This window comes from uncultured Corynebacterium sp. (genome assembly GCF_902489365.1).
In the GTDB taxonomy this organism is placed as follows: Bacteria; Actinomycetota; Actinomycetes; order Mycobacteriales; family Mycobacteriaceae; genus Corynebacterium.
In genome coordinates this window covers 1-25,160 of the sequence record NZ_CABTZR010000008.1, presented here as the reverse complement: position 1 = coordinate 25,160, position 25,160 = coordinate 1, and the positions used below count along the sequence as shown (strand labels likewise).

Below are 25,160 nucleotides of genomic sequence, written 5' to 3'. Positions count from 1 at the left end.
ACGGGTTTTCTACGACTAACAGTATGCTACTCCGAGGCGAAAAATGGCCAAACGCTACCCGCGATTCCCGCGGCGAACAGCAGCAGGCTGAGAATATTATTGGGCAGCAGGCTACCGTCACCGATGGCGGCTCCCAGCATAAACGCGAGGAAACCCGCCACCCAAGCTAAACCGGGCAAGCCCGCGATGTAGGGATTCTCACTCCACAGCCGCGCTGTGCGGGTCAGCACCCCGTTGAACCAGAAGGCGATGAGGATGGTGATCGGAAAGGCCACGCTGGCCCCGTCGAACCATGGAACGCGGGCGGTGAGATAAACCACCTCGAGCGTCAGCGAGCAGAGTGCGCCTAAGACGAGCCACACTAGGCCCCCTACCTGCTCGCCGCGGGAGAAATCGGTGCGGATTGCGCGCTCGGTCATTTCTCCCCCAGTAACGAATCCTGTGGTTCACCCTGTCCCAATTGGTAGAACTCGTGGCGCAGCAGCGGCATGGTGAGCAGGTTGGACAAGGCATAGGCAGCGGGAATCTCCGCGGGATCCTTGAGGCCCGCCTGGGCGGCGTGAGGGTTGACGGTGGTGAGGGAACCGTCGGCAAGCCAGATTTGCGTGGCGTGCGCCAGCATCGCTGCGCGCTTGGCGCTGAGTGCTCGGTCGTTGAGCTCGTAGGTCACATCGCAGCCAGCGTTGGTGAAATTATCCAGGTACGCCTTTCCCGGCAGGCTCCAGCCCTCCGGAGGGGTAACCGCGTCGAGTCCGCGGTAGTGGGCGGCGCGCTCAAAGACGGCCCACCAGATGCGCTGCTCAGGCGCAGCAGCCGCATGCACCGCCTTGTGCACGGCGATATGGTCGGGGTGCCCGTAGCCGCCGTCCGGACCATAGGTCAGCACTGCATGCGGTCGCAGCGCGGCAAGGTGGCCCCGCAATAACTCTGCGGCCTCCTCCATGCAGTTGACCAAAGCCCGCGGATTCTCGTGAGCAGGCGAGCCTTCCATCCCGGAATCGCGGAAGTGCCCGAAGCCACCCAGCTGGATGCCGTCGACGCCTAACGCGTCGAGCGCGTGCTTGAGCTCCCAGGCACGAAAGCCTCCGAGCTGATCGGTCTCCGCGAGGCCCTGGTAAGGCTCGCCGATGATCTCGCCTTCCTCACCCAGCGTCGCGGTAATCACGGTGACCTCTGCACCGCGTGCGGACAGGTCCGCCAACGTGCCACCGGTAAACAGCACCTCGTCATCGGGGTGGGCATGCACGGCCACGACACGGTAGCCGGTGAGATCCTTATTCATCGTCTTTCCTCCACTGCGGTGCGCTGATGAGGCCGGAGTCCCAGTCCTCAATGCTTTGTCCGGGGCCAACAATACCCTTGCCCAAAGCGTGGATTCGCACCTCATTGAGCAACGGGACGAAGAGAGCTTCCTCCCTGTTGAGATGCTCCACGCGCTCCTGTGCGGCCGCGGAATCCACGTCGCCAGAGAGAATGCCCAGGGCAGTGTCAGCGGAGTTTTCCGGGCAGTACCCAGACAGGGTCGCCGCCGGGCGCGTGGGTGTCGCGCACACGAAATAGTTGGCCAAGCTGAGTGCGTCCTCGCCGTTCTCATCCCACGCCACCACAGCATCCACCTTGCCCGTTGGGAGCAGGTCGGAGGTAATCGTGGTCAGGCGTTCGGTAACGACCTCCGCGTCAATGGCTTTGGCTTGGAGCACGTCCACGATGGTGGTGGCCGCCGCCAAGGCGGTGGGGTACTGGGGATCCACGGCGATGCGCACTGGCTTCCGGCCCGCACGCTCGCGCAATGGGGCGAGCTCCGCGCGGCTATCGAAGGGGTTGTTCCCAGGCTTGAGCTCCGAGGCGCGGCCGGTGGCCAGGCGGGCTAGCTGGTCGGTGTCGAGAAGCGAGGCCAGCGCGCGACGCTGCGCTTGCTCATCGAGTGCTCCCTCAACGGCCGACATGTTCAACCGCAGCTGGCGCTGACGAGTCACCACCCCCGTATTGACGTTGCTGAGCAGGCTCAAGTTCTCCAGGGTGGTCTGCTGCGGTGTGATGTCAGCAAAACCGATCTGGTGCGAGCGCAACATGTTCACCGCCTGCGCGGTATCGCGCACAGCGCGCAGCTGAATGACGTCAATATTCGCGGGATCTTCTCCCCAGAACCGGTCATTGCGGTTGAGGGTAATGATTCCTCGGCCGCGATCCATTCCGGCGACGAGGTAGCGCCCGGCCGAGGCAGGGATTCCGTCCGCTAGGGCCGAGGCGAAATCGCGGTCTTCCAGAAGGTGGGAGGGCACGAGGTTGGCAAACAGCTTGTGCCAATCCTCCACGCGATGCCCGAAGTCAACGGTGACCACTCGCCCATTCCCGGAGGTCCGTACGGCTGTAATTGCCCGGTAGCCAGCCACGTCCTTCGCGCCCGGCGTGCGCGTTATCTGGGACCACAGGTAGTTGAAATCAGAGCCGCTGATCGGCGTGCCATCCGACCATTGCGCCGGCCCGGCGATGGTATAGCGCACCCGCATCGCAATGCTGCCGGGGGCTTCAATCTCCTCTGCGGATTCCAGGACATCCGTATCCATCTGGGAGCCGTGGAAGGCTGAGGGAAGGACCAGCTCCGCAATCTGGTTAACCAGCTCGGAGTTGTTCGCCACCAGGTGTGGGTTGAGCCCACCGCGCAACGGGTCGACCCCAATCGCCACGGTGCTGCGCTCCGGCAGAAGGTCCTCTTCGGGTGCTGCCTCAGGGGGTGGGGCCGTGGTGGTTGAGTTCGTTGGCGTAGTACTGCGTTCGTTCTCATCTACCACCGGCGGCGGACCGGGATTAGCCTGGCAGGCGGTAAGCAGAGCGGCCGCGAGGACAACGCCGAGCCTGGGTAGGAAACGGTCCACTCCACACAACCTTTACATTCCGAAAACTTTCCCTACCACTGTAGTTGCCCGGGGCGGCGCTGAGCGAACTACTTGTTGAGCTGCTTGGCGCGGGCGGCCGCGCGCTTGCGTTCGGTGGAAGACAGCTCGACCTTGCGCACGCGCAGGACGTTCGGGCCGACCTCGACGCACTCGTCGGTTCCACAGAACTCCAGCGCCTCCTCCAGGGACAGGGTCCGAGCCTTGGCGAGGGTGACGGTGGCATCCGCGGTGGCGGAGCGCATGTTGGTCAGCTTCTTTTCCTTGGTGATGTTGATATCCATATCCTCATCACGGTTATTGGCGCCGACAACCATGCCCTCGTAGGCCTCCATACCTGGTTCCACGAAGAAGTCACCGCGGTCCGCCAGCTGCTGGAGAGCGTAGGCGGTGATCTGGCCGGAACGGTCGGCCACCAGGGAGCCGGTCGGGCGGGCCTTGATATCGCCGGCCCAGACGTCGAGGCCATCGGAGATCGAGTTGGCGATGCCAGCGCCGCGGGTCTCCGTCATAAACTGGGTACGGAAACCGATGAGACCGCGAGCGGGGACGCGGAAGACCATGCGGACCCAGTCGCCCTCGCGCACGTCCATGGACTGCATCTGCCCCTTGCGGGTGGCCAGCAGCTGGGTAATGGCACCCTGGTGCTCGGACGGAGAATCGATGGTGAGCATCTCGTAGGGCTCCATCGTCTTTCCGTCGATGACCTGGGTGACCACCTGTGGCTTACCGACGGTCAACTCGAAGCCCTCGCGGCGCATGTTCTCGATGAGCACGGACAGCGCCATCTCGCCGCGGCCCTGGACTTCCCAAGCGTCGGGGCGCTCGGTCGGCAGCACCTTGAGGGAGACGTTACCGATGAGCTCCTGGTCCAAGCGAGCCTTGACCATGCGGGCAGTGAGCTTATCGCCGCCGCCCTGGCCTGCCATCGGGGAGGTGTTGACACCAATGGTCATAGAAATAGCCGGCTCGTCGACCTTGATGCGCGGCAGCGGCTGCGGGTTCTCCACGTCCGCGATGGTGTCACCAATCATGATGTCGGAGATACCGGAGATGGCCACGATGTCACCGGCGATGGCCTCGGTATCCGGCTGGCGCTGGAAGCCGACGGTGCGCAGCAACTCCGCCACCTTGACGGTCTTGGTGTGCATCTCCCCTTCCTCGTCGTAGTGCATCCAGGCCACCTGCTGGCCCTTCTTGATGGTGCCGGAGTAGATACGCAGCAAAGCGATACGACCCAGGAAGTCATCGGAGTCCAGGTTGGTCACGTGTGCCTGCAGAGGAGCGTCAACCTTGGCGGAGGGCTCGGGGAGGACGTCATAAATAACGTCGAAAAGCGCCTGCAGATCATCGGCGTTCGGGACGTTGCCGTTGCCTGGGTTCTCGGTGGAAGCCTTGCCCTCGCGGCCGGAGGTATACAGGACCGGCAGATCCAGCAGTTCCTCGGCGGCAGCGGCGGCCTCCTCATCCTCGAGGCCGGCGGCGATTTCTAGCAGGAGATCCTGGGCCTCGGTGACGACCTCATCGATGCGGGCATCCGGGCGGTCGGTCTTATTCACGCAAATGATGACCGGCAGCTTCGCCTCCAGTGCCTTGGTGAGGACGAAGCGGGTCTGCGGGAGGGGGCCTTCGGAGGCGTCGACAAGCAACACGACGCCGTCCACCATGGAGATACCGCGCTCGACCTCGCCACCGAAGTCGGCGTGGCCCGGGGTATCGATGACGTTGATAATGAGATCCCCGCCGTCCTTGCCCAGGCCCTTGCGGTGGATGGCGGTGTTCTTCGCCAGAATGGTGATGCCGCGCTCGCGCTCCTGATCGTTGGAGTCCATGACGCGATCCGAGTGTTCGCCATGGTCGCCGAAAGCGCCGGACTGCTCCAGCATGCCGTTGACAAGGGTGGTTTTACCGTGGTCAACGTGCGCGACGATGGCTACGTTACGGAATTCAGTATTACTCACGTGTGGGGTGCTCCTTCAAAGCATGGTGCGTTAGCGATGTGAACGGCCCTTAAATATACTCTCTAGCCCTTTGATGTGCAGCATCGCGCGGGATCCCGCAGAGTGCTGCGAGATGTAACAGATTTATATCAAGAACCGACATACCGCACAGTAGGGCTCTAAAAAGAGTTGACTACGCCGAAAAAGTGAATATTGTGACAACAGATACTATTGTGACTGATGTGATCACTGTGTAGTTTCTGTGACGTCACTTCCCCACCCACACGCAAGGATTCTCCATGGCCTTTTCTGAACAGCACTCCACCGGTTCCGCCCGTCGCGGCGTAGCCGGACTCACTGCTGCCCTGATGATGGGCCTGCTCAGCATCACGCCCGCGCATGCCGGCGCCCCCGACCTCTCCTCGCTGGTGAACGTCTCCCAGAGCAGCAACCCGCTGGACAGCCTCGGTCGTCCCACCCCGGAGACGCAGGAGCGCGTTCGTGCTTTCGCGGCACAGCCATGGATCCCGCAGGAGGCCCGTAGTGCCATCCTCACCGCACTCAACTTCACCGCCGGTGAAGGCGGCGAGGGCGGTGTCGCGATGCCGGAGGGAAATAACCCCGGCTTCCGCCAGTTCTACTGGCCCACGGTCTCCGCGCAGTGCATCGGCGGGCAGGGCGATTCGGTGGGTTCCGCCATCGCCGTACCTGGCCCGACAGGCATGCCCGCACCTGGTGCGGGCGAAGGCGAAGCCGTCTTCCTCTTCACCGCCCTGGGTACCCCGACCGCCGCTGAAGAGCAGGGCGCCATGCGCGTTCAGTGGTTCAACCTGGACACCTTCCAGTTCGGCACCACACCCCTCTTCAACAACGGCATCAACACCGATGGGCCAACCACGGTCTCGGGCCGCGCAACGACCGGCAAGGGAACCATCGTGGCGGTCCTCTCCGGTGCGGTCAACACTGCTGAATCCTCGTGTTCATTCCCACCTACCGCGGCTTTCCTCGAGGTGAACTAATGAGCACAGATCTGCACCCAGTCAAGCAAGAGACCTTCAATACGGCCGACAACATCAATGTCGACCCGAAAGGTTTCCAGCGCGAGGTAGACACCTACCGGGTCACCGACTTTGGCCTGTACATGGCCCGCGGCGCCAACCACCCGCGCTTCGGCTACCTCGAGTCTTGGCTGCTGCCAGAGCTCGGTCTGCGCGCCAATATCTTCCACTTCCGTGAAGGCGTGGACGTCCACCAAGACTTTTACATCGACATCGCCGACATCGACGTTGATGGGGACGTGTGGACCACCCGCGATCTCTACGTCGACTTGGTCGCCACCTCCGGCGAGCCGGTTGATGTGCTCGACATCGACGAGCTAGCCGCCGCCACCTCCACTGGCCTCATCAGCGCGGAGGAGGCCGAGCGTGCCATGGAGCGCACGCTAACCGCAGTCGAGGGCATCACGCGCTACGGCGATGACGCCATGAACTGGCTGCGCACGCTGGGCATGGAGCTCACGTGGGCTGAGAATGTGGAGCTCGTTCCCGCCGAGTAGCCTAGGGTGAGTACTTCTCCCCTACCTTAAAAGGATGTGAGCCATGGCCGGTGGCCTCTTTGCCCTGCTTGACGACGTCGCCCTGATCGCCCGCTCCGCTGCCTCCAGCGTCGACGACGTGGCAGCGCTAGCCGGAAAGACCTCGATGAAAGCAGCGGGAGTCGTCGTCGATGACGCCGCTGTCACGCCCCAATATGTCGACGGCGTGAAGCCGCAGCGTGAGCTGCCGATGATTTGGCGGATTACTAAGGGCTCGCTCATCAACAAGCTCGTCATCATCCTGCCTATTGCCCTGATCCTGTCCTGGATCGCTCCTTGGGCGCTCACCCCCATCCTCATGTGTGGCGGCACATACCTGTGCTTCGAGGGCGCGGAAAAGATTTTCCATGCTGTCCTCCACCGCGGCGAGGAGGAGCAGCAGACAGTAGAAGAAAAGGGCGCCGACGCCGAAGATTCTCTGGTCAAATCCGCGATTACTACGGACCTCATCCTCTCTGCCGAGATCATGGTGATCTCCCTCAACGAGGTCATGGACCAGCCTTTCTGGCTGCGTCTGGGCACCTTGGTCACCGTCGGTATTCTCTTGACCTTGGGCGTCTATGGAGCCGTCGGGCTCTTGGTCAAAATGGACGATATCGGCCTCGCGCTGCTCAAGCGCCACGATGGCGATTCGGCCGTGGGTACCGCCCTGGTCAAGGGCATGCCCATCGTGCTCAACGTCATCGGCATCATCGGCACCGCCGCCATGCTGTGGGTCGGCGGACACATCGTGGTCAAGGGCTTGAGCGAGTTCGGCGCCGAGCAGCCCTATGGATTCATCCACCACGTGACCGAGAGCATCAACAACGGCGCCCTCGCCTGGTTGGCGGACACCGGCTTGTCCATGTTGTGCGGCTTCATTCTGGGCGCCGTTATCGTCAGCATTGTCATGGCGGTCAAGGCCACCGCAGAGCGCGTGAAATAGACCTTAGATAAACAGCGCGAGCGAGACCGCCATCACCGCCATGCCGGCGATAAGGCCGTAGATGGCGCAGTGGTGCTCGCCGGTCTCCTCCGCCGTGGGCAAAAGCTCATCCAAGGAGATAAACACCATGATGCCGGCGATGACGGCGAAGCTGATGCCAAACGTCATCGGCCCGATAAACGGCATCAGCAGCGCGAAGCCAATGAGTGCGCCGAGGGGCTCTGCCAAACCCGATAGCGTGGCCCACCAGAAGGCCTTCTTCCGCGAGCCCGTTGCGCTGCGCAGAGGAACAGCGACCGCAATGCCCTCGGGGATGTTGTGAATGGCAATCGCCACGGCAACGGGGATCGCGATCTCCGGGGCTTCAAGGCCCGAAAGAAATGTGGCAAACCCCTCGGGGAAGTTGTGGATAGCCAGCGCGAAGGCGGTGAACATGCCGGTTTTCATCAGCCTCTTGCGGCGTGCTTCTTCCTCTGTAGTGGCCGGCTCGTGCGGGTTAATCTCCTCGGGAACGAGGCGGTCAATAATGCCAATGACCGCGATGCCGGCGAAGAACGCCGCCATCATCGTCCACGTGGCAGTGGCCTCTCCCCCAAGGGTGCTTTCCAGCTTCTTCAGGGCCTCCGGCAGGATTTCCATGAAGGAGACGTAGAGCATCACACCTGCGGACAGGCCCAGGGCTGCGGCCATAAACTTCGGCCCGGGCTCGCGCTTGCCGACGGCCAAGGCAGCACCGATGGACGTCGACAAGCCCGACAGCAACACAAGGCTGAAAGCGAAGGCGATGGTGGCTAAGTCCATAGTGGGAAACTATAGCGTGTCGGAGTTCTCCTCTGGGGGTAGCACCAGTGACTCGCCATCCTTCACGGTTGGATCATCGTCAGTGTATTCGCCGGTTTCATAGTCATAACCCACCGCGTGGCCTTCTTCATCCGTGCGCGCGTACCATTCGGTGACTTCGGCCGCGGTGGAGTCGAACTCCGCGCCGGTGGCGTAATCGGAGTCATCCGCAGTCGGCTCAATGGCCAACGCAAAGTTATCGCCGTGTTCCCGCACTCCGTGGATGATGGCATTGGACACTGCTTGTTCTTCATAGAACGTGCGGATCGCGGCGGGGTCGTGGCGCAACTCTCGAATCAACGCGATGCACATAAGCACAATGATGACCGCGAAAGGAAGAGCCGTCACGGTAATAAGGTTCTGCAGCCCCTGCAGGGCGTTGCGGCCGCCCGCCAAAAGAATCACCACGGCAATGCCAGCCATGCATATGACCCAGAAGATCGTAACGCCAGGCTTCGGCTTCGGGTTGCCGCGCTGTGTGAGCTGTGAGTTCACGATGGATGCGGAATCGGCCGTCGTGATGAAGAAGACGATGAGCATCGCGAGCACGAGCGGAGCCATGATCTGCGAGCCAGGGAGGTGATCCAAGACAGTGAAGAAGATGTCTTCGGCGGGTGGCATCGAGTCGATCGTTCCATCAGGGGCAATATCGCCGTCGCGGCGCTGCAGCCAAATTGTTGTGCCGCCCAGAATGGTGAAAGCGCAGACAATGATGGCCGAAGGAATGAGCAAAACTCCCAAGATGTACTGGCGGATGGTGCGGCCACGCGAGATCTTGGCCACGAACACACCAACGAAGGGCGACCAAGACACCCACCAGGCCCAGTAAAACGTGGTCCACGAGGACAGGAATGACACCATCTCCTCGCCTTGCCCCATGTTGGCAGACAGCATGCTCGGCATCTCATCGAGGTACTCAATGATGACGGCGGGCAGCATGTTAGCCAGGAAAGCCGTCGGCCCGACGACGAAGAAAAAGACCGCTAGCCCCAGCGCTAAGACCAGGTTGATATTGGACAGCCAACGGATTCCCTTAGATACGCCCGAGACCGCGGAGAAGATTGTGCCGATGGAGAGCACGATGATGATTACCAATGCCGCCGTATTTCCCGTGGTGGACCAGCCGCTGACAATTTCGACGCCGCGGCCGATCTGGAGGGCACCAAGACCAAGCGTTGCCGCCGTGCCGAAGAGAGTGGCGATAATAGCCAGGCCATCGATGATGCGCGCAGGTGTGGAGTCCGTGTCGCGGTTGCCAAAAAGCGGCATGAGGATGGAGCTCATCAATGGCACTCGCCCACGTCGGTAGGACACATAAGCCACGCACAGCCCCACGATGGCGTAGATTGCCCACGCGTTAATGCCCCCAGTGCATCGCCGCCTGAGCCATCGCGCCCATGACGGCCTCATCGCTGGCTGCTTCGTAAGAACCGGGGCGGGGCGAAAGATAGTAGCTCAGCGGCTCGAAGGGGCCGAAGAAGATGATGCCGATGCCGATTCCGGCACCAAAAAGCATCGCGGCCCAGCTCACAGTGGAGAACTCTGGCTTCTCACCATCCACGCCCAAAGGTATTTTTCCGTATTTGGAAAAAGCAAGGATGAGGAGCAGGAACATCAGGAATGTGGCCAGCGCGGTAAAGACCCAGCCCAGATTACGCATGACCCAATCCAAAGCCGCGGAGGAGGCATCGAAGACCTGATCAGGCGCGATAACACCCCACGCCACGAATGCCACGATGAGCCCACCCACGACGATCAGGATGGGTTTGTCCACTCCATACTTCACCTTCTGGTCTTCAATGGACACGCCCGGCACCAAAGCTGGATGAATGTTGTGCGGATAAATAATGTCTTTGAGAATCCGCTTAGCTTCGCGCGTGCGCCTCTTACTCTTATCGGTGTTATTCACCGAACTATGAGAATCAGCCGAGATGGGTCTTCACTCCTTTATCGATATGTTGTTGTATAAGTCTCCTATCGACCGTATCCGAGATCCGGCCTCTGCGTAAGCTTGAGAGAAGCCCACCGCTTCCCATCTGACTCATGAGGTGACTGTCATAACCATGGCGCTGTATCCGCTGGCCCCCTCCTACTTTGGTGTCGAGCACGTCGCGATTCTCGAGCATCTTAGTCTCGGCACTGCGCTGAGTATCCCGGGGTTGGCGCAACAGCCTGCGCTCATTGACGTGTCCTTGCTCCCCGACCCCACCACCGGCGGGTGGCGTGTGCGCTCGGATTTCGGTTTTCTGGGCGCGCTCGATGGCGAAGAATCCGCGGAATATCCTGCGTTGGATCGCCTCCGCACAACAGGACTCAATCCCGCAACACACGCCACCGTCGAGATCGTTGACAGCGAGGTGGAGGTTGCCGTTGCCTTGGGCTTGGACCCGTGGATGATTCCCGCGAACAATCAGCCTGCGGGCACTGCCCTGCTCAGCGGGGGCCACGGCGCCCTCGTTCGCGTCGCGGAGGGAGAGCTCACCGCTCATCAGCTGCGCGAGATGGGCACCAAGCAGCTTATCGTGACGCTAACGCTTCTCGACGACACCGTCCTCGCCACCCACGACGACCTCGTCCTCGGACCCTGCGCGGAGCTCTCCGATGCCCCGGCGCTGGCCGCCGCGTTCGCAGCTGCCTCTCAGTCAGGTGCTTCCCTGGCCGCCCGGGCTTATGCTGCAGGGGGCCGCATCGCCGTGGATCTTCCCCTCGACCCCGCTGACCCTGCTGAGCTCTTCGCCCCAGCGGTCCCACCACTGCCGCTCGACCCGAACAATCCGGCCGTCCCGCCGGCCCTCGACCCCGACGCCGACTGGGAGTTCACCACGCCTGCGGATCCCCTCGCCTCACCGCTGCCCACCGGCTCGCGCGCCTTCATGTCCCCCAAAGGCACCTTTTAGCTGGCACCTTATGCACTTGCGCTAATTCATTGACCTGGGCTTTCTCCGAAATCCGCCCGCAAACAGTGCCTTTACTGTGGTTCCTTTGCCCCTGCTCGTCGGGGCGACCTTGAGTGCCGTACCCACCACTCGATTAAAGTTGCGTTCACAGCAACTCACTCACTTAAGAACCCAGGAGCACGTCATGCCCACGAAACGACACAGCAACCGTAGAAATCAATCCGCCACAGATTCCAAAACTGACCGCATCCAAGCTTCGAAGAAACGTTATACACAGAGGATGGAGCACCTTGCCACCCGACAAGAGCGCTATGCCGATCGCGATTTTGCGATCTGGGCCGAAGACTCCTGGGGAAGCGATGATCCTGACCTAGGCAGCCGCCATTCAGTTCGTTCTGCTTCTGGAGGACGTCCCCAGTCCAATCGCTCCCGCTACTAGCCTGTGATATTAAGCCGCACCGAGGGGCCGGATGCCATCGATTTCATCAGCGACGGCATCCTCAGCCACCTCCAATTCATAACGGCTTTGCAGGTTGAGCCAATACTGCGGTTCAATTCCGAAGTACTTTCCTAACCGAAGAGCGGTATCTGCGGTGATTCCACGCTTGCCGTGGACAATCTCATTAATCCTCCGCGGCGGAATGCCAATTTCTACAACCAGTTTGTGTTGTGTAATCCCAAAAGCCTCGATGAAATCTTCATTAAGCACTTCGCCGGGGTGAATCGGCGGATAAAGCTTAGTACTCATAACTGTCCTTAGTGATAGTCCTCGATAACAACGTCCGCTGGACCGGCCTCGGTCCAGCGGAAGGTAATCCTCCACTATTGATTGACTCGGATACTGAATGTTCCTTTCCGGTCGCCTTTCAAAGCTTCGAGGCGGTTACCTGGTGGAACTCGTAAGGAGTTCAGTGAAACAGCAGCATCGAGCTGATGGAGTTTTCTATTAGCAGTTTTGTGGATTCTCGGATCAATCCGCGGCGACGCTTCGCGTAACCAGACAAGCTCGGTATCACGGTTACCGAAAGACTGGATCATGGGTTCACCCTACAAAACATAACGGTGACCGTCAATGACGGTCACCGTTAAGCCATTGAAGACACTTGCACCCTCAAAACTTTTCCAACGGCCCCCAAAGGAACCTTTTAACTGGCACCTTATGCACTTGCGCTAATTCATTGACCTGGGATTTCTCTGAACCCGCCCACAAATGGTGCCTTTACTTTGGTTCCTTTGCCCCTGCCGCGCGCACAAATCGCTTTCCGTCGACCAGGCGGGTCGCGCCCGTGGCGTCGAGATGCTCCAGTAACGGGATGGCAACCCGGCGCGTCGTTCCCAGAGCCTGTCGCGCCTCCGAGAGGGTGAAGGGCTGTTCCAACTGCGCAACCACGCTGAGTGCCTCCCGCGGAGCGGAAGGTAAAAGCACAACGCCTTTGTCCAGCCGGAGCACGCGCCCGGCGCGCTCGGCAGCGGCGAGCTCCCTGGGGCCCAGTCCCAATTCCTTGAGGTCCGCAGCCTCTGGAGCGGCGAAAGGCTCAGCGCGCAGTCGCCGCTCAAGTTCAGCCACTGACCTTTCCGCGGGGCCAAGGTCGACGGCCTGCCCGGGCATGCGCAGTACGCCATCAACTGTCTCGAGCTTGGCGGCTGCTACCGCTAGGCCTAACAAGGCCGGCTCGGTCAGTCCCAGTGCATCCATGGCCGCTGCCTTCGCCAGACCCGGGGACAGTGGATTCGCCTCGGCATGAGCTTCAACTGCCTCACCGAGAGTATTCTTCCACGCGGTTACTTGGCTGGCGGCGATCCACCAGTCGCGGAACTCAATGACTCCCGCCGGCTTTTCTTCCACCGAAAAGCCATCGCGCACGAGGTCTTCGTGTGCAGCGTAGCCGCAGCGCTTGAGCCACTCAGCCGGATTCGCCGGCTCTAAAACTTCTAGCTCAACAGCGCGTTTCTTGGCATCGCCGCGCCTATTTAATTCAGCTGGGTGTACATCCACCACTTCAAAACCGGCCACGACGTGTCGCCCGCCGGGGCTGCGCACCACGAATCTATCGAGCAGCGTGAGAGGTAGCGGGCTTTCCAGTGTCAACCGCGCGAATTCACCGCCTAAAGGCCGCAGACGGGCACCGACCCCCGCCGTGCCGATGTGCACCACGAGGTTCTGGGGAAGCTCGGTCATCACGATCCCAAAGGTGCGACGAATATCCACGGTATCGAGCACCCGCCAGCGCCCCGGGCTAAGTAGCGCATCCCCGCGATGAACCTGGTCCGCGGCCACCCCGCGCAGGTTGAGCGCCACGCGCGTAACCGGACCCGCACTATCCACTGCTGTGTTCTCACTGTGCACGCCGCGCACCGTGACGCGTTGCCCACTGAGCTCAAGGTCATCACCAACCGATACCGTCCCGGCCGCCAGCGTTCCCGTCACCACGGTTCCAGCGCCCTTCACGCTGAAGGCGCGATCGACCCACAAACGCACGCGCGCCGTTGGATCGGGCACTGGCATAGCAGCAAGCACCCTATCCAGTTCGGCGCGCAGCTTCTCCACGCCCTCGCCGGTCTTTGCGGAGACGTCGACGATGGGGGCGTCGGCAAGCGCTGTTCCAGCCAGTTCTGTCTTGACCTGCGCGGCTACCTCTACCCGGCGGGCAGTCTCTGCCCTATCAGCACGAGTCAGCGCTACCACGCCGTGCTCGATCCCCAGGGCGCGCAATGCATCGCGGTGGTCAGTGGACTGCGCCTGCCAGCCTTCATCGGCCGCCACCACAAAGAGAACCACCGATGCCGGCCCCACCCCGGCCAGCATGTTGCCTAGGAACTTCTCATGCCCCGGCACATCGACGAAAGCTACGTCGGCGCCGGAGTTGAGCTTCGTCCACACGAAGCCCAAGTCAATGGTCAGGCCGCGCCGCTTCTCTTCCTCCCAGCGGTCCGGTTCCATTCCTGTCAGCGCTTTCACCAGGCTCGACTTGCCGTGGTCCACATGCCCGGCCGTAGCCACAACATACACCTACATCACCGCCTGAATCGCAGTAATAAGCTCCGCATCCTGCGACTCCGGCACGCAGCGCACATCCACCAGGCAGCGGCCCTGGTTCACGCGCGCCACCACAGGAGGCTGCCCCAACCGCAACGGCCGTGCCAGCTCCTCTGGCAACGCCACGGCCCACCCCGGTAGCGGCACCTCTGGGGCTCCGCCACCGCCGACGCGGCCTGCATGTTCGACGACCTCACCGCCGACTGCCGCGGCCACCTTCTCCGTGCGCTCGCGGTGGCGCTGCGGATCAATGTGCAGCGCGTCCTGCACGGCATTGGAGGGGGTTGAAAGCGAGGCTTCGAGCGCGTTGAGCCGCAGCTTATCGATGCGCACCGCCCGCGCCAACGGGTGTTTCCTACACACAGCGATTGCTTCCTTCTTTCCCACGAGCACCCCGGCTTGTGGTCCACCGAGCAGCTTATCTCCCGAAAAAAGCACCACGTCTGCACCATCGCGAAGAGCCTGGCTGGCGGAGGGTTCCTCGGGCAAAGCATCGTCTGGGTGCAGCAGCCCCGAGCCGATATCCACGATGAGCGGCACATCCGTAAGCGCACGCAACTCAGCAACCGGCACAGACGACGTAAAACCACTGATCAGAAAATTGGAGGGATGCACCTTGAGAATCGCCCCGGTGTTCTCCCCCAAAGCCCGCTGGTAGTCCGCCACGTGTGTGCGGTTCGTCGCGCCCACCTCCCGCAACCGGGTGGCCGTGGACTCGATGAGCTCGGGCAAGCGGAAGCCCGCGCCAATTTCAATGAGTTCGCCGCGGGAGATGATGACCTCCTTGCCGGGGGCCAACGCTGCGGTGGCCAGCAGCAGCGCGGAGGCTCCGTTGTTGACGACCAGCGCGTCCTCCGCGCCGGGGCAGGCGGCCAGGACAGTCTCGACCGCGCCGCGTCCCCTATCCCGTGAGCGCTGACCGCTGTCTAAGTCCATCTCGACGTCCGTATAGCCGGCTGCAGCCACCAGCGCATCCACCGCAGCCGGTGGTAAAGGAGCCCTGCCCAGGTTCGTGTGAATAATGACGCCCGTGGCGTTGATGACGCGGCGCAAGGAATAGGGCTGTGCGCTTTCGAGTCTGTCGGCCAGCTCCTCCTCAATCTGGGAGGGAGCGAGTAAGCCGGAGCGGGCGTCGGCAAGCACGGCGTCGATGATCGCGCGCACCTTGTGGGCTGCACTGCGCTCCCGCGCAGTGCGCACCGCTGGGTACTGGAGGATCTCATCCATCTTCGGGATGAAGCGGCGGGGGTCTGTCGTCATGGGTCCTCCTAGCAGCACGGATGGCGGAGACGGACAGGAATCGAACCTGCCAGACCGAGATACTCGGCCTCACCGGTTTTGAAGACCGGGGCGCCCACCAGGACACGTACGCCTCCGTCTGCTCACCATACACGCGGCTACAATGGCCCCCATGTCTGACATCGCACTTACGTCCTTTGCCGCCGGTGGCGGCTGCGCCTGCAAGATTCCTCCGGGAGAACTCGAATCCGCCGTTGCGGGCCTCGTGGGTACTGCGGACCCCAACGTGCTGGTCGGGCTTGACGACGGCGACGATGCCGCCGCCGTACGCATCCACGACGGCCTCGCGGTCATCTCCACTGCGGACTTCTTCACCCCGATGCTCAACGACCCCTATGACTGGGGCCGGGTGGCGGCAGCCAATGCGCTGTCCGACGTCTACGCCATGGGCGGCACGCCCATCACCGCCATCAACCTCGTGGGCTGGCCGCGCGAGAAACTCGGCCTCGATATTTTGCGCGAGGTTCTGCGCGGTGGCATGGATGTGGCCAGCGAGGCCGGGATCTCCATCACCGGTGGTCACTCCATCACCGCCCCGGAGCCCACCTATGGTTTGGCCGCCACGGGCACCGTCCACCCCGACAAGATTATGCGCAACGACGCCGCCGAGGCGGGCCTGCCCATCACGCTGACCAAGCCGATTGGCGTGGGCATCCTCAACAACAAGCACAAGGCCACCGGCGAAGTCTCCCAGGCCGCGGTGGATTCCATGACCACGCTCAACCGCGAGGCTGCCGCGGCCGCCGTGGCCGCGGGCGTGCGTGCGGCTACCGACGTCACCGGTTTCGGGCTTCTGGGCCACCTGTACAAGATGTGCCGCGCCTCCGGGGTCGGTGCAGAGCTCGACTTCGCCGCCGTTCCTGCCGTGGAAGGGGCCAAGGAAGCCCTAGCGGAGGGCTTCATCCCGGGCGGCTCGCGCCGCAACCTAGATTGGGTCCGCCCCCACCTCGACTCCAACTTGAGTGAAGAGGACTTAGTCTTCCTCGCCGATGCCCAAACCTCCGGCGGCCTGCTGGTTATCGGCGAGGTCCCCGGTTACCCGGTCATCGGCCGCACCGTGCCGGGCGGGGCGCGCATTACTATCCGCTAGTCACTGTCGAGTGCGTGAGGCCCTCTGCCTGGCGGCGGGCCTCAGCACGGCGCTTTTGCGGGCCGATGCTTGTCGCGGGGTCCTTCACCGCCTCCAGCCCCGCATTGAGCACGCCGAAACGCGTGCAGGCAGAACCCGCCAGAAGCGCCAGGCCGGAGACCACCGACACCGCGCGCGACTTTGTCGCCGACGCGATTACGGTTCCCACCCCACCCGCGGCGATGAGCGCCTCAGAGGCCTTCATGAGTTTCCCGGGCGTGCCTTCGTGCAGCGGGCGAAGAGGCTCAGGCTCCATGTTCGCTTCCATGACACGGGTCGCGGCCAGATCGGCCGCTGCGGCAGTAATACCGAGCGCTCGTGCCGCGCCCGCTTTCTCCACCGGGGTAAAGACCATGGCAGCGCCCGACGCCGCCGCCGAAGCCGAGGATACGAACACATAAGGCAGATGCTTCTTCGCGTCATTCCACGTCGGGTTTGATGTGTTGGCCAACAGCACCGCGGTGTAACCCGCCAGTGGTCCGCCAAGCACGCCGGCGACAGCGCCTGCTGGGCCCGCGGCCTTATTGAGGAGGCGGCGAAGCGGCTTCGGCAGCATACCACCGACCAGCTCGTCCGCTTCCACGACCGCGGGCAGGGCCGCGGCGGAAGCGAAGCTGCCCAGGATCCACGAGCCGATGGACATCGGCGAGGTCACCTTGAAAACGCGGAACATGTTGAGCAGGCGCTCTGGGCGGCCGAGGTCGAGCACCAAAAAGACCGAACCTACCGACGCCGCGGAGAAAGCCGTCAACCGCGTCGAGCGTTTCAGCGGTGCGTTCCCAGTGGCCTGGGCACCGGCGGCCAACATCGCAGAACCGCCGGCCACGCCGCCGAGGAAGAGATAGCCGCCGATGGGCCACTCCCACGGCGGGGCCTTGACTACGGGCTTGCCGTAATACGAGGAGAACTCAAAGTCCTCGGCCATGCGCTCTTCTTTGGAACCATCCTGTGCGCCGGCTCCGACTCGTCCACGCCGGCGCTTCTTGCCGCCGCCACGCCTGCGCCTAGGCTCCTGCGGCGGGCGGTACTCATCAAACTCGCTCACTTGCGGCCTCCCAACATGAATGCCCCGGCCACAGCCAGCGCCATTCCTCCGATAGCTTTCGCTGCGGTCTTGTACATCTGCGGCAAATCCGCCGTGGGCACGCGCGGATCCGGCGGCAGCCCATAAACCTCAGGAGAGTCGAGCAACAAGAAGATTGATCCCGTTCCCCCAACACCATCTTGCGAGTTTGCTCCGTAGAGACGAGCCTCCGTCAGCCCTTGCTCGTGGAGGACGCGCACGCGCTCCCGCGCGGCCGCGAGCATCTCCTCATAGGGGCCGAATTGGATGGAGTCCGTCGGGCAGGTCTTGGCGCAGGCAGGTTGCTCACCAATTTTCAGGCGGTCATAACACATGGTGCACTTCTGGGCCACGCCCAGATTCTTAATAGGCATGGACTGTCCTGGCGTATGGTCGGGGCCTTGCGGCTTAAGCTGCTTCAGCTTTGCCAACACGTTCACGCCCGCGTGGTCCGGAACCTGATAATCCACGGTGGCTGTCTTGTCCGCCTTCAGTGTCACGCCGCCGTCATCGCGGCGCTCAATCACGCCGAACGGACAACCGGCCACGCATGTCCCGCAGCCATTGCACACGTCATCCTGCACCACGACGGTGCCGAATTCGGAACGAAAGAGCGCGCCCGTCGGGCACACGTCCAAGCATCCAGCATTGGTGCAGTGCTTGCACACATCGGAGGACATGAGCCAGCGAAAATCATCGGTATCTGGGGTCACGCTTGGTGCAGAGGTTGTGGGCATACCCAGCGAGATGAGTGTGCGCCCCTCCTCGCGCGCTTGCTCGATGCGCTCGTTGCTTTGCTCAATGAAGGCCACGTGGCGCCAGGTATTAGCGCCTAGCCCGCCGGTGTTGTCATAGGAATTGCCGGTGACCGCATAGCCTTCCACCGGGTTGCGGTTCCATTCTTTACAGGCCACCTCGCACGCCTTGCAGCCGATGCATACCGAGGTATCGGTAAAGAACGCCATGCGCTGATAGGACTCATAGCCGTGTTTATCAGCCTTTTCGGTGAAAAGATTAGCCATTAGTCCTCCTTAGCCTTCTTTGCCTTCGTAGTCCGCCACATTGCCTGCGGTGGTGTCATCGCCGGTGTTCTCCTCAGAAGCATCGCTCTTCGTGCTAAAAGCATCTGAGACGTCCAGGATCCGGTTGCCCGAGTCAACAGTAAGGTGAGCCCGCTCTTGGTACTCACGCAAGAGCTTGACGCGGGCCTCGCCACGTGGACGACGACCCGGCCGGATATCGCACGCACCGACCTTGGAGTTCTGGATGAACACGTTCGGTTCCAGGGTCAGGCCCAACAGGTCATTGGCGCCGTCACCGGCTACCTCGGTCGTCCCCGATTCGCCATAGTGATACGGCAAACCGATCTGGTGGAAGTCCTCTCCATTGATGGTGAGCATCTCCATGCGGTCCGTTACCAAAACCTGCGCCTCGATGACACCACGTGGTGACACGATGGTGGCCCACTCGCCGTTGACAAGGCCGCGCTTGGCGGCCAATTCCTTGTCCACCTCGCAGAATAGTCCCGGCTGCAACTCCGCCAAGAAAGGCAGGCGGCGTGACATCGCGCCAGAGGTATACATCTCCGTCAAGCGATAGGTGGAAAAGACGAACGGGAAAACATCGGCACCGCGCTCCCCCGGCTCTGGTCGGGAGAGGTTATCTTCGCGCTTAATCGTCAGACGCGTTGGCGACTGCTGTTGCTTGTACAAAGCATTGGTGACCGGGGATTCCTGCGGCTCGTAGTGAGTCGGCAGGGGGCCGTCCGACAATCCCTTCGGCGCGAACAGCCAGCCCAGGCCGTCGGCCTGCATAATGAATGGATCATCACCGTCGAGGGCGTCGGGGCCGACGGCGTCGACAGGCGCGACATAGTCTGGGCGCTTCGTGGCTGGGAAGTCCGGCACGTCGTCACCAACCCACTTGCCTTGGGCTTCATCCCACCACACGTACTTCTTGCGCTCCGACCACGGAGTTCCATCCGGCTTTGCGGAAGCACGGTTGTACAGGATGCGGCGATTGGCCGGCCACACCCAGCCCCAGTCGAGAGCTACCTCGTTTTGCTCCGAACCCGGAACCTTCTTCGCTGCATGGTTGATACCGTCCTTATACACGCCGGTGTAAATCCAACACCCGCCAGACGTCGAGCCATCGGCTCGCATCTCTGTGAAGGCCGGCAAGAGCTGACCCTTCTTCGGCCCATCGAGGTAGTAGCCGTTGATCTCCCGCAGGATTTCATCCGAGCTCGGGTCGCCGTGCTCGTCCTCCGTGTAATCCCACGTCACGGACTTAATCGGCAGATCGCGCGGGTCAGTCGAATCCGCCAAGCGCTCCCTAATCTTCTTGCCCAGCTGGTAGAAGAACCACGCCTCGCTGCGGGCCTGGCCCGGCGGCGGAGTCGCTTGGAAGCGCCATTGCACCATGCGCTGAGTCTGGGTAAAGGTACCGGACTTCTCCACGTGGGTAGCTGCCGGCATGAGGAAGACCTCAGTAGCGATGTCCTCAGTCTTCAGCTCGCCGTTCTTAATCTCCGGCGAATCCTTCCAGAAGCTTGCAGTCTCAATCTCCTGGAAATCCCGCACGACCAGCCACTTCAATGAGGCTAGACCGCGGCGCTGCATACCACCATTGGATTGTGCCACCGCCGGGTTCTGCCCGAAGACAAAGTAGCCTTCCACCTCGTGGCGCAGCATGGCCAACAAGGTCTCATAGGTCGAGTGCGCGCCGGACAGGCGCGGCATGAGATCAAAGCCCCAGTTGTTTTCCTCGGTGGCGGCGTCACCCCAATAGGACTTCATTAAGGACACAGCATAGTTTTCACCTATCTGCCAGAAGCCCTTCTGGTCTTCCTGACGGAAGGAATCCAGGTAATCCGCCCAGGTCTCCTGATCCGCGTGCGGCATCGGCAGGTAGCCCGGCAGCGAGTTAAACAAGGTTGGAATATCAGTCGATCCCTGAATCGAGGCGTGCCCGCGCAAGGCCATGATTCCCGAGCCAGGTCGGCCCACGTTGCCCATGAGTAGCTGCAGGATCGCCGCGGTTCGGATGAACTGTGCGCCCAGGGTGTGCTGGGTAAAGCCCAGCGCGTAGGCGAAGCACGTGGTGCGCTCCGGGGTGGAGTTCTGCGCAATCGAATCCGCCAAGTAATAGAAGTCCTCCGGCGAAATGCCACAGGTCTCCTCCACCATCTCCGGGGTGTAGCGCGAGTAGTGGCGCTTGAGAATCTGGAAGACCGTGTTCGGATCCTCCAGCGTCATGTCCTTCTCCACGTTCCACGAGGAGCCCTCAGGCTTTCGCACGTACTGCCACGAGTCCGTGACATACTTGCCCTTCTCTGCGTCGTACCCAGAGAACAGTCCCTCGAGGTCCTCGGTGTCCTGGAAATCCGGCGAGATGATCGACGCCGCGTTGGTGTAATTCACCACATAATCGTGGAAATACAGGTCATTATCCAGCACGTACTTGATAATCGCGCCGAGCAGTACCACGTCCGTGCCACCGCGAATACCGATGTGGCGGTTCGCAAAGGCAGACGTACGCGTGTAGCGCGGATCCACGTGGATAATGCGTGCACCACGCTTCTTGGCTTCCACGACCCACTGGAATCCCACGGGGTGGCATTCCGCCATATTAGAACCCTCGATGACGATGCAGTCCGCATTCGCCATATCCTGCAGCGGTTGGGTTGCTCCGCCGCGGCCAAACGATGTTCCTAGACTAGGAACGGTGGCGGAGTGTCATATGCGCGCCTGGTTCTCCACTTGAATGGCACCGGTGGCGGTAAACAGCTTCTTAATGAGGTAGTTCTCCTCATTATCTAGCGTCGCGCCACCCAAACCGGCGATACCCATGGTGCGGTTGAGACGACGCCCGTGCTTATCGACGTCCTCCCAGTGCCTCGCGCGTGCCTCCACGAAGCGGTCCGCGATCATGTCCATCGCGGTCTCTTCGTCGAGCTCCTGCCATTCAGTAGCATAGGGCGCTCGGTACTTGATGGTGGTGATGCGAGTCGAGGAGTTAATGAGCTGCTCAGACGCAGAACCCTTGGGACAGAGGCGTCCGCGGGAAATCGGGGAATCTGGGTCCCCTTCGATTTGGATGACGCGGTCATCCTTGACATAAACGCGCTGGGAGCAGCCCACTGCACAGTAGGGGCACACCGATTGCACCACACGGTCCGCGTCGACAGTGCGTCCTCGCAAATCTTCGCTCTTAGCCGACTGCGTGGACACATCGCGACCGAAGGCGTCCTTATTGCGGATCTGGCACACAACGGGCCAGTTCAGTGGGCTAAAACGTGACATGATTCAAACCTACTGGTTTGCCTCCATCTTTTCCACCCTTCCTAAGACCATAAGACAAGGATCGGGCCTAAAACGCGAAAAGCTGGAGCTTTGCAGCTCCAGCCTCTTAGCCCTTAACCGAGATTACTTGCGGGTCTCGGTGATGCCGTCGGTATCGATCTGCTCCTTGCGCAGCTCCTCGGTGTGGGTCTCGGTGTCCTTGATGGTCTCCTTGGAGAGGTTAACCTTCTCCACCGGGACGGTCTTCTTCTCTACGTTCACACGCTCTTCATGCAGGGTGACGGAGGCTTCTTCGGCTCCGTTATCGCCAATGGTGCCGGTGTAGTTGGCAGCGTCAGCCTCAGAAATCGGGGTGCGCTCGACGCGAACCTCTTCGCGCTCGACCGGAACCTCGACGGTCTCAGTATCGGTCACGACGTACTTGCGCAGGCGCGCCTCGCCGGTGGCCACGCGCTCCTTGTTGACGTCCAGGCGCTCCTCGGAGCGGATAACCTCGCCCTCGTTGTTGGTGAGGTTGTGGTCGGTAGCAGCAGCACGGTCAGCTTCAACGCGGTCGGTAGAAGCGGTCTCATCCTTAGCGTGTGCACCAGCACCTGCAACACCAGCGCCAGCTGCACCAGCACCTGCAACACCAGCGCGCTCATCACGCTCGTCACGGTAGGTGGTCACGTCCTGCGCGTTCTCGAGGCCGTAGTGCTTGAAGATGTCCGCCTGTGCCTCAGGAGTCAGCGGCTTATCGGAGTCAAAGTCCGGTGCGTTCTCGATGCGGTCCTTAGAGAAGGCCAGCTTGAGCTCTTCACCGGTGAAATCGTGACCGCGGAGCGGTACCAAGCTAGAGCTCATGCCGAACAGACCGTGGTTGACCTCAACGAAAGTCGGCTGACCGGACTGCTCGTCGACGAAGACCTCCTTGACAGAGCCCAGCTTCTCGCCGGCCTTGTCGTATGCGGTTGCGTTAAACAGATCCTTAATGTTCTTACCCATTGTTTCTCTAAACCTTTCTATATTTGGTCTATATGGAACTGGCAAACCACAGCTCTCAACATCACCCCCATATGTCATAAGAAGTGGGGGACGATTTGCTATTTCGTTTGCGCTGTCACCCACCATACGGACAAATAAACAATGCGCCACCGCAGCATCCCCTTCTTTTGCCAAAATCGCGCTTAGCCGCAGGTCATATTGGCTATAACGATTAGATTACAGACTATTTAAGCTCTTCAAACGCCTGCCAGTCCCCGACCTACACTCCTACCCCACATCCCCAAACGAGACATAAAGGCACTAACTTCCACCCGCAACATAGCGCCCAACAACGACCCTCTACGCAACTCTTTACGCTACTCACAGGCACAGCCAAAAAATGTTGGCTACCCCCTTCCCCAAATTCCGCATTCATTAAATGGTCTATTTTCACAATCGCCACAACGCTATACCCGAGTACCCTAAGCACCATGAATCAAACCAGACACTTCGAACTCAAAGTCCCGGGCGGCAAACTACTCGTCGTCGATCTCGATATTGACGCCGACAGCACCGTAACCGCAGCAAAGGTTTCCGGTGATTTCTTCCTCGAACCGGAAGAGGCTTACGAGGCACTAGCCCCAGCGCTGGTCGGCATCACTACAGCCGCCTCGACAGAAGAGATTCAATCCCGGCTCGATGCCGCCCTTGCGCGAATCGATTCACCCGTGGCCCTTCACGGCTTTGACACACACAACCTGGCAGTCACGGCCAAGCGTGCCCTGTCGGGCGGTACCGATTTCACCGACCACAACTGGGAAATCCTGCGCCCAGGAGTTCTCCCGACCCCAGTCAACGTCGCCCTCGATGAGGTCCTCCTCAACGAAGTCACGGAAGGAAAACGCGGTCCTACGCTCCGCTTCTGGGAATGGGAAGATCGCGCCGTAGTCTTCGGTTCCTACCAGTCTTATTCCAACGAGTTAGACCAGGAAGGCGTCGACAAGCACGGCATTGTTCCAGTGCGCCGAATCTCCGGTGGTGGCGCAATGTTCATGGAGGGCGGCAACTGTGTGACTTATTCCCTGTACGCCCCAGAGTCTCTCGTGGCCGGTTATTCCTACGAGGCTAGCTACGAGTATCTAGACCAATGGGTTCTCTCGGCGCTCAGCAAGCTTGGTGTCAATGCCTGGTACGTGCCGATTAATGACATCACCTCGGACGGCGGAAAGATTGGCGGTGCCGCTCAAAAGCGCCGCAAGGGCGCGGTACTTCACCACACCACGATGAGCTATGACATCGATGCAGACAAGATGATGGAAGTCTTGCGCATCGGCAAGGTCAAAGTCTCCTCCAAAGGCCTGGCCAGCGCAAAGAAACGTGTGGACCCGCTGCGCCGCCAAACCGGCGTGCCTCGCGAGGAAATCATCGAGACCATGGCGCGCGAGTTTGCCACCCGCTACGGCGCCGTCGACGCTGAGCTTTCCGACGACACCCTCGCCGCCGCCCGCCACCTCGTCGACACCAAGTTCCTCAACGATGAATGGACCAAACGCATCCCATAATTTGCAAGGGAATTTCTGGGCAGCGTACGGTGTTACACGTTCTAGTGAACCGATCGGTATGACTTCACCGAACCGTTTGGTCCATTTCTATACAACACTGTCTAGAAGGATAATCTCGTGTCCGATACTTCCTCCCGCGCATCCTCGCGCGCGCTACCCTCCTGGGCCACCGGCTTTGGCGCCCAGGTCATTGCCGGCCTCATCATCGGCCTCATTCTCGGCTTCATCGCTTCCGGCATGGAGTCCTCGTGGCTCTCCAATACCCTGTCCGGCGTCGGCGGCGCGTACGTCCAATTGCTCAAGGTGATGGTCCCGCCGCTCATCTTCGCGGCCGTCGTCACCTCGGTTGCTAACCTACGCAAGGTGGCTAATGCAGCCTCGCTGGCAATCTCCACCCTTGTATGGTTCGCCATCACAGCATTCTTCTCTGTCCTCGCCGGCATTCTCGTCGCCCTCGTGATGAAGCCGGGCGTAGGCACAACTGTCGATGCTTCCACCGCCGCCGACCCATCCAACGTTGGTTCATGGACCGCCTTCCTCCAGCAACTGGTCCCCGCCAACTTCTTTGGACTCAAGGCTTCCCTGAGCGATGGCGAAGCCTCCCTCAGCTTCGGCGCCCTTCAGCTTCTTGTTATTTCCTTGGCCTTGGGCATCGCCGCGGTCAAGGCCGGCAAGGCAGCCGATCCCTTCCTGCGCTTTACCGAGTCCTTCCT

Annotated in this window: 19 protein-coding genes, 1 tRNA gene and 2 pseudogenes; 7 read left to right on the top strand and 15 right to left on the bottom strand. The window is 61.3% G+C overall.

The features are described from left to right. Positions 1-26: 26 nt before the first annotated feature. From RDN59_RS02390 to typA, 4 genes are all read right to left on the bottom strand, one after another. Positions 27-419 carry a hypothetical protein gene (locus RDN59_RS02390; protein ID WP_308606420.1) on the bottom strand — a complete coding sequence of 131 codons (393 nt, stop codon included), beginning with the start codon at positions 417-419 and terminating at the stop codon, positions 27-29. Next, positions 416-1,282 carry a PIG-L family deacetylase gene (locus RDN59_RS02385; protein ID WP_308606419.1) on the bottom strand — a complete coding sequence of 289 codons (867 nt, stop codon included), beginning with the start codon at positions 1,280-1,282 and terminating at the stop codon, positions 416-418. Before RDN59_RS02385 ends, RDN59_RS02390 begins: the two co-directional genes overlap by 4 nt. Then, positions 1,275-2,876 (bottom strand): ABC transporter family substrate-binding protein, encoded by a 1,602-nt coding sequence (locus RDN59_RS02380; RefSeq protein ID WP_308606418.1) that lies wholly within the window; start codon positions 2,874-2,876, stop codon positions 1,275-1,277. The genes RDN59_RS02385 and RDN59_RS02380 overlap by 8 nt, the downstream gene beginning before the upstream one ends. A gap of 68 nt (positions 2,877-2,944) precedes the next feature. Further along, the gene (typA, locus tag RDN59_RS02375) at positions 2,945-4,855 is read right to left on the bottom strand and encodes a translational GTPase TypA (RefSeq protein ID WP_308606417.1); all 1,911 of its coding nucleotides are present in this window, start codon (positions 4,853-4,855) and stop codon (positions 2,945-2,947) included. A 278-nt stretch (positions 4,856-5,133) separates the two neighbouring features. Between typA and RDN59_RS02370 the strand changes: the two genes are divergently transcribed. Genes RDN59_RS02370 through RDN59_RS02360 form a run of 3 tightly spaced genes read left to right on the top strand, consistent with a single transcriptional unit; the run spans position 5,134 to position 7,353 of the window. Then, the gene (locus RDN59_RS02370) at positions 5,134-5,853 is read left to right on the top strand and encodes a hypothetical protein (RefSeq protein ID WP_308606416.1); all 720 of its coding nucleotides are present in this window, start codon (positions 5,134-5,136) and stop codon (positions 5,851-5,853) included. Continuing rightward, positions 5,853-6,389, top strand: coding sequence for a DUF402 domain-containing protein (locus tag RDN59_RS02365; protein WP_308606415.1), 537 nt, complete (start codon positions 5,853-5,855; stop codon positions 6,387-6,389). Before RDN59_RS02370 ends, RDN59_RS02365 begins: the two co-directional genes overlap by 1 nt. 43 nt (positions 6,390-6,432) lie before the next feature. Next, positions 6,433-7,353: a DUF808 domain-containing protein gene (locus RDN59_RS02360; RefSeq protein WP_308606414.1), complete on the top strand. Its 921-nt coding sequence runs from the start codon at positions 6,433-6,435 to the stop codon at positions 7,351-7,353. Positions 7,354-7,356: 3 nt separating this feature from the next. On the opposite strand, the gene zupT is transcribed toward RDN59_RS02360, so the two are convergent. Both zupT and RDN59_RS02350 read right to left on the bottom strand, forming a co-directional pair. Continuing rightward, positions 7,357-8,154 carry a zinc transporter ZupT gene (zupT, locus tag RDN59_RS02355; protein ID WP_308606413.1) on the bottom strand — a complete coding sequence of 266 codons (798 nt, stop codon included), beginning with the start codon at positions 8,152-8,154 and terminating at the stop codon, positions 7,357-7,359. 9 nt (positions 8,155-8,163) lie between these two features. Continuing rightward, positions 8,164-10,054: pseudogene (locus tag RDN59_RS02350) on the bottom strand (BCCT family transporter). 202 nt (positions 10,055-10,256) lie between these two features. Between RDN59_RS02350 and RDN59_RS02345 the strand changes: the two are divergent. Further along, positions 10,257-11,090: a hypothetical protein gene (locus RDN59_RS02345; protein WP_308606412.1), complete on the top strand. Its 834-nt coding sequence runs from the start codon at positions 10,257-10,259 to the stop codon at positions 11,088-11,090. A 448-nt stretch (positions 11,091-11,538) separates the two neighbouring features. Here the strand turns inward: RDN59_RS02345 and RDN59_RS02340 are convergent, their stop codons facing one another. The 5 genes and pseudogenes from RDN59_RS02340 to RDN59_RS02320 all read right to left on the bottom strand — a co-directional run bounded on the left by RDN59_RS02340 (position 11,539) and on the right by RDN59_RS02320 (position 15,503). Next, positions 11,539-11,838: a HigA family addiction module antitoxin gene (locus RDN59_RS02340; protein ID WP_308606411.1), complete on the bottom strand. Its 300-nt coding sequence runs from the start codon at positions 11,836-11,838 to the stop codon at positions 11,539-11,541. 8 nt (positions 11,839-11,846) lie between these two features. After that, a pseudogene (locus tag RDN59_RS02335) lies at positions 11,847-12,128 on the bottom strand (type II toxin-antitoxin system RelE/ParE family toxin). A gap of 181 nt (positions 12,129-12,309) precedes the next feature. Beyond that, entirely contained in the window at positions 12,310-14,100 is a 1,791-nt protein-coding gene (gene selB, locus RDN59_RS02330) for a selenocysteine-specific translation elongation factor (protein WP_308606409.1), read from the bottom strand. Continuing rightward, positions 14,101-15,387: an L-seryl-tRNA(Sec) selenium transferase gene (gene selA, locus RDN59_RS02325; protein ID WP_308606408.1), complete on the bottom strand. Its 1,287-nt coding sequence runs from the start codon at positions 15,385-15,387 to the stop codon at positions 14,101-14,103. It abuts the gene before it with no gap. 21 nt (positions 15,388-15,408) lie between these two features. Further along, a tRNA-Sec gene (locus tag RDN59_RS02320) sits at positions 15,409-15,503 on the bottom strand. Between the two features lie 35 nt (positions 15,504-15,538). Between RDN59_RS02320 and selD the strand changes: the two genes are divergently transcribed. Continuing rightward, entirely contained in the window at positions 15,539-16,516 is a 978-nt protein-coding gene (gene selD, locus RDN59_RS02315) for a selenide, water dikinase SelD (RefSeq protein ID WP_308606407.1), read from the top strand. Here the strand turns inward: selD and nrfD are convergent. The 4 genes from nrfD to RDN59_RS02295 all read right to left on the bottom strand — a co-directional run bounded on the left by nrfD (position 16,506) and on the right by RDN59_RS02295 (position 22,906). After that, positions 16,506-17,600: an NrfD/PsrC family molybdoenzyme membrane anchor subunit gene (gene nrfD / locus RDN59_RS02310; protein ID WP_308606406.1), complete on the bottom strand. Its 1,095-nt coding sequence runs from the start codon at positions 17,598-17,600 to the stop codon at positions 16,506-16,508. The genes selD and nrfD overlap by 11 nt on opposite strands. Then, entirely contained in the window at positions 17,597-18,640 is a 1,044-nt protein-coding gene (locus RDN59_RS02305) for a 4Fe-4S dicluster domain-containing protein (protein WP_308606405.1), read from the bottom strand. Before RDN59_RS02305 ends, nrfD begins: the two co-directional genes overlap by 4 nt. Positions 18,641-18,649: 9 nt before the next feature. Then, positions 18,650-21,922, bottom strand: a complete 3,273-nt coding sequence (fdnG, locus tag RDN59_RS02300) for a formate dehydrogenase-N subunit alpha (protein ID WP_308606404.1) — start codon at positions 21,920-21,922, stop codon at positions 18,650-18,652. A 123-nt stretch (positions 21,923-22,045) separates the two neighbouring features. Next, on the bottom strand, positions 22,046-22,906 hold the full coding sequence (locus RDN59_RS02295) for a PRC and DUF2382 domain-containing protein (protein WP_308606403.1): 861 nt from the start codon (positions 22,904-22,906) through the stop codon (positions 22,046-22,048). Positions 22,907-23,376: 470 nt separating this feature from the next. Here RDN59_RS02295 and RDN59_RS02290 point away from each other — a divergent pair, with 470 nt between their 5' ends. Together RDN59_RS02290 and RDN59_RS02285 are read left to right on the top strand one after the other, a co-directional pair. Further along, positions 23,377-24,447, top strand: a complete 1,071-nt coding sequence (locus RDN59_RS02290) for a biotin/lipoate A/B protein ligase family protein (protein WP_308606402.1) — start codon at positions 23,377-23,379, stop codon at positions 24,445-24,447. Positions 24,448-24,564: 117 nt separating this feature from the next. After that, a partial coding sequence (locus tag RDN59_RS02285) for a cation:dicarboxylate symporter family transporter (protein WP_308606400.1) occupies positions 24,565-25,160 on the top strand: 596 nt, incomplete at its 3' end.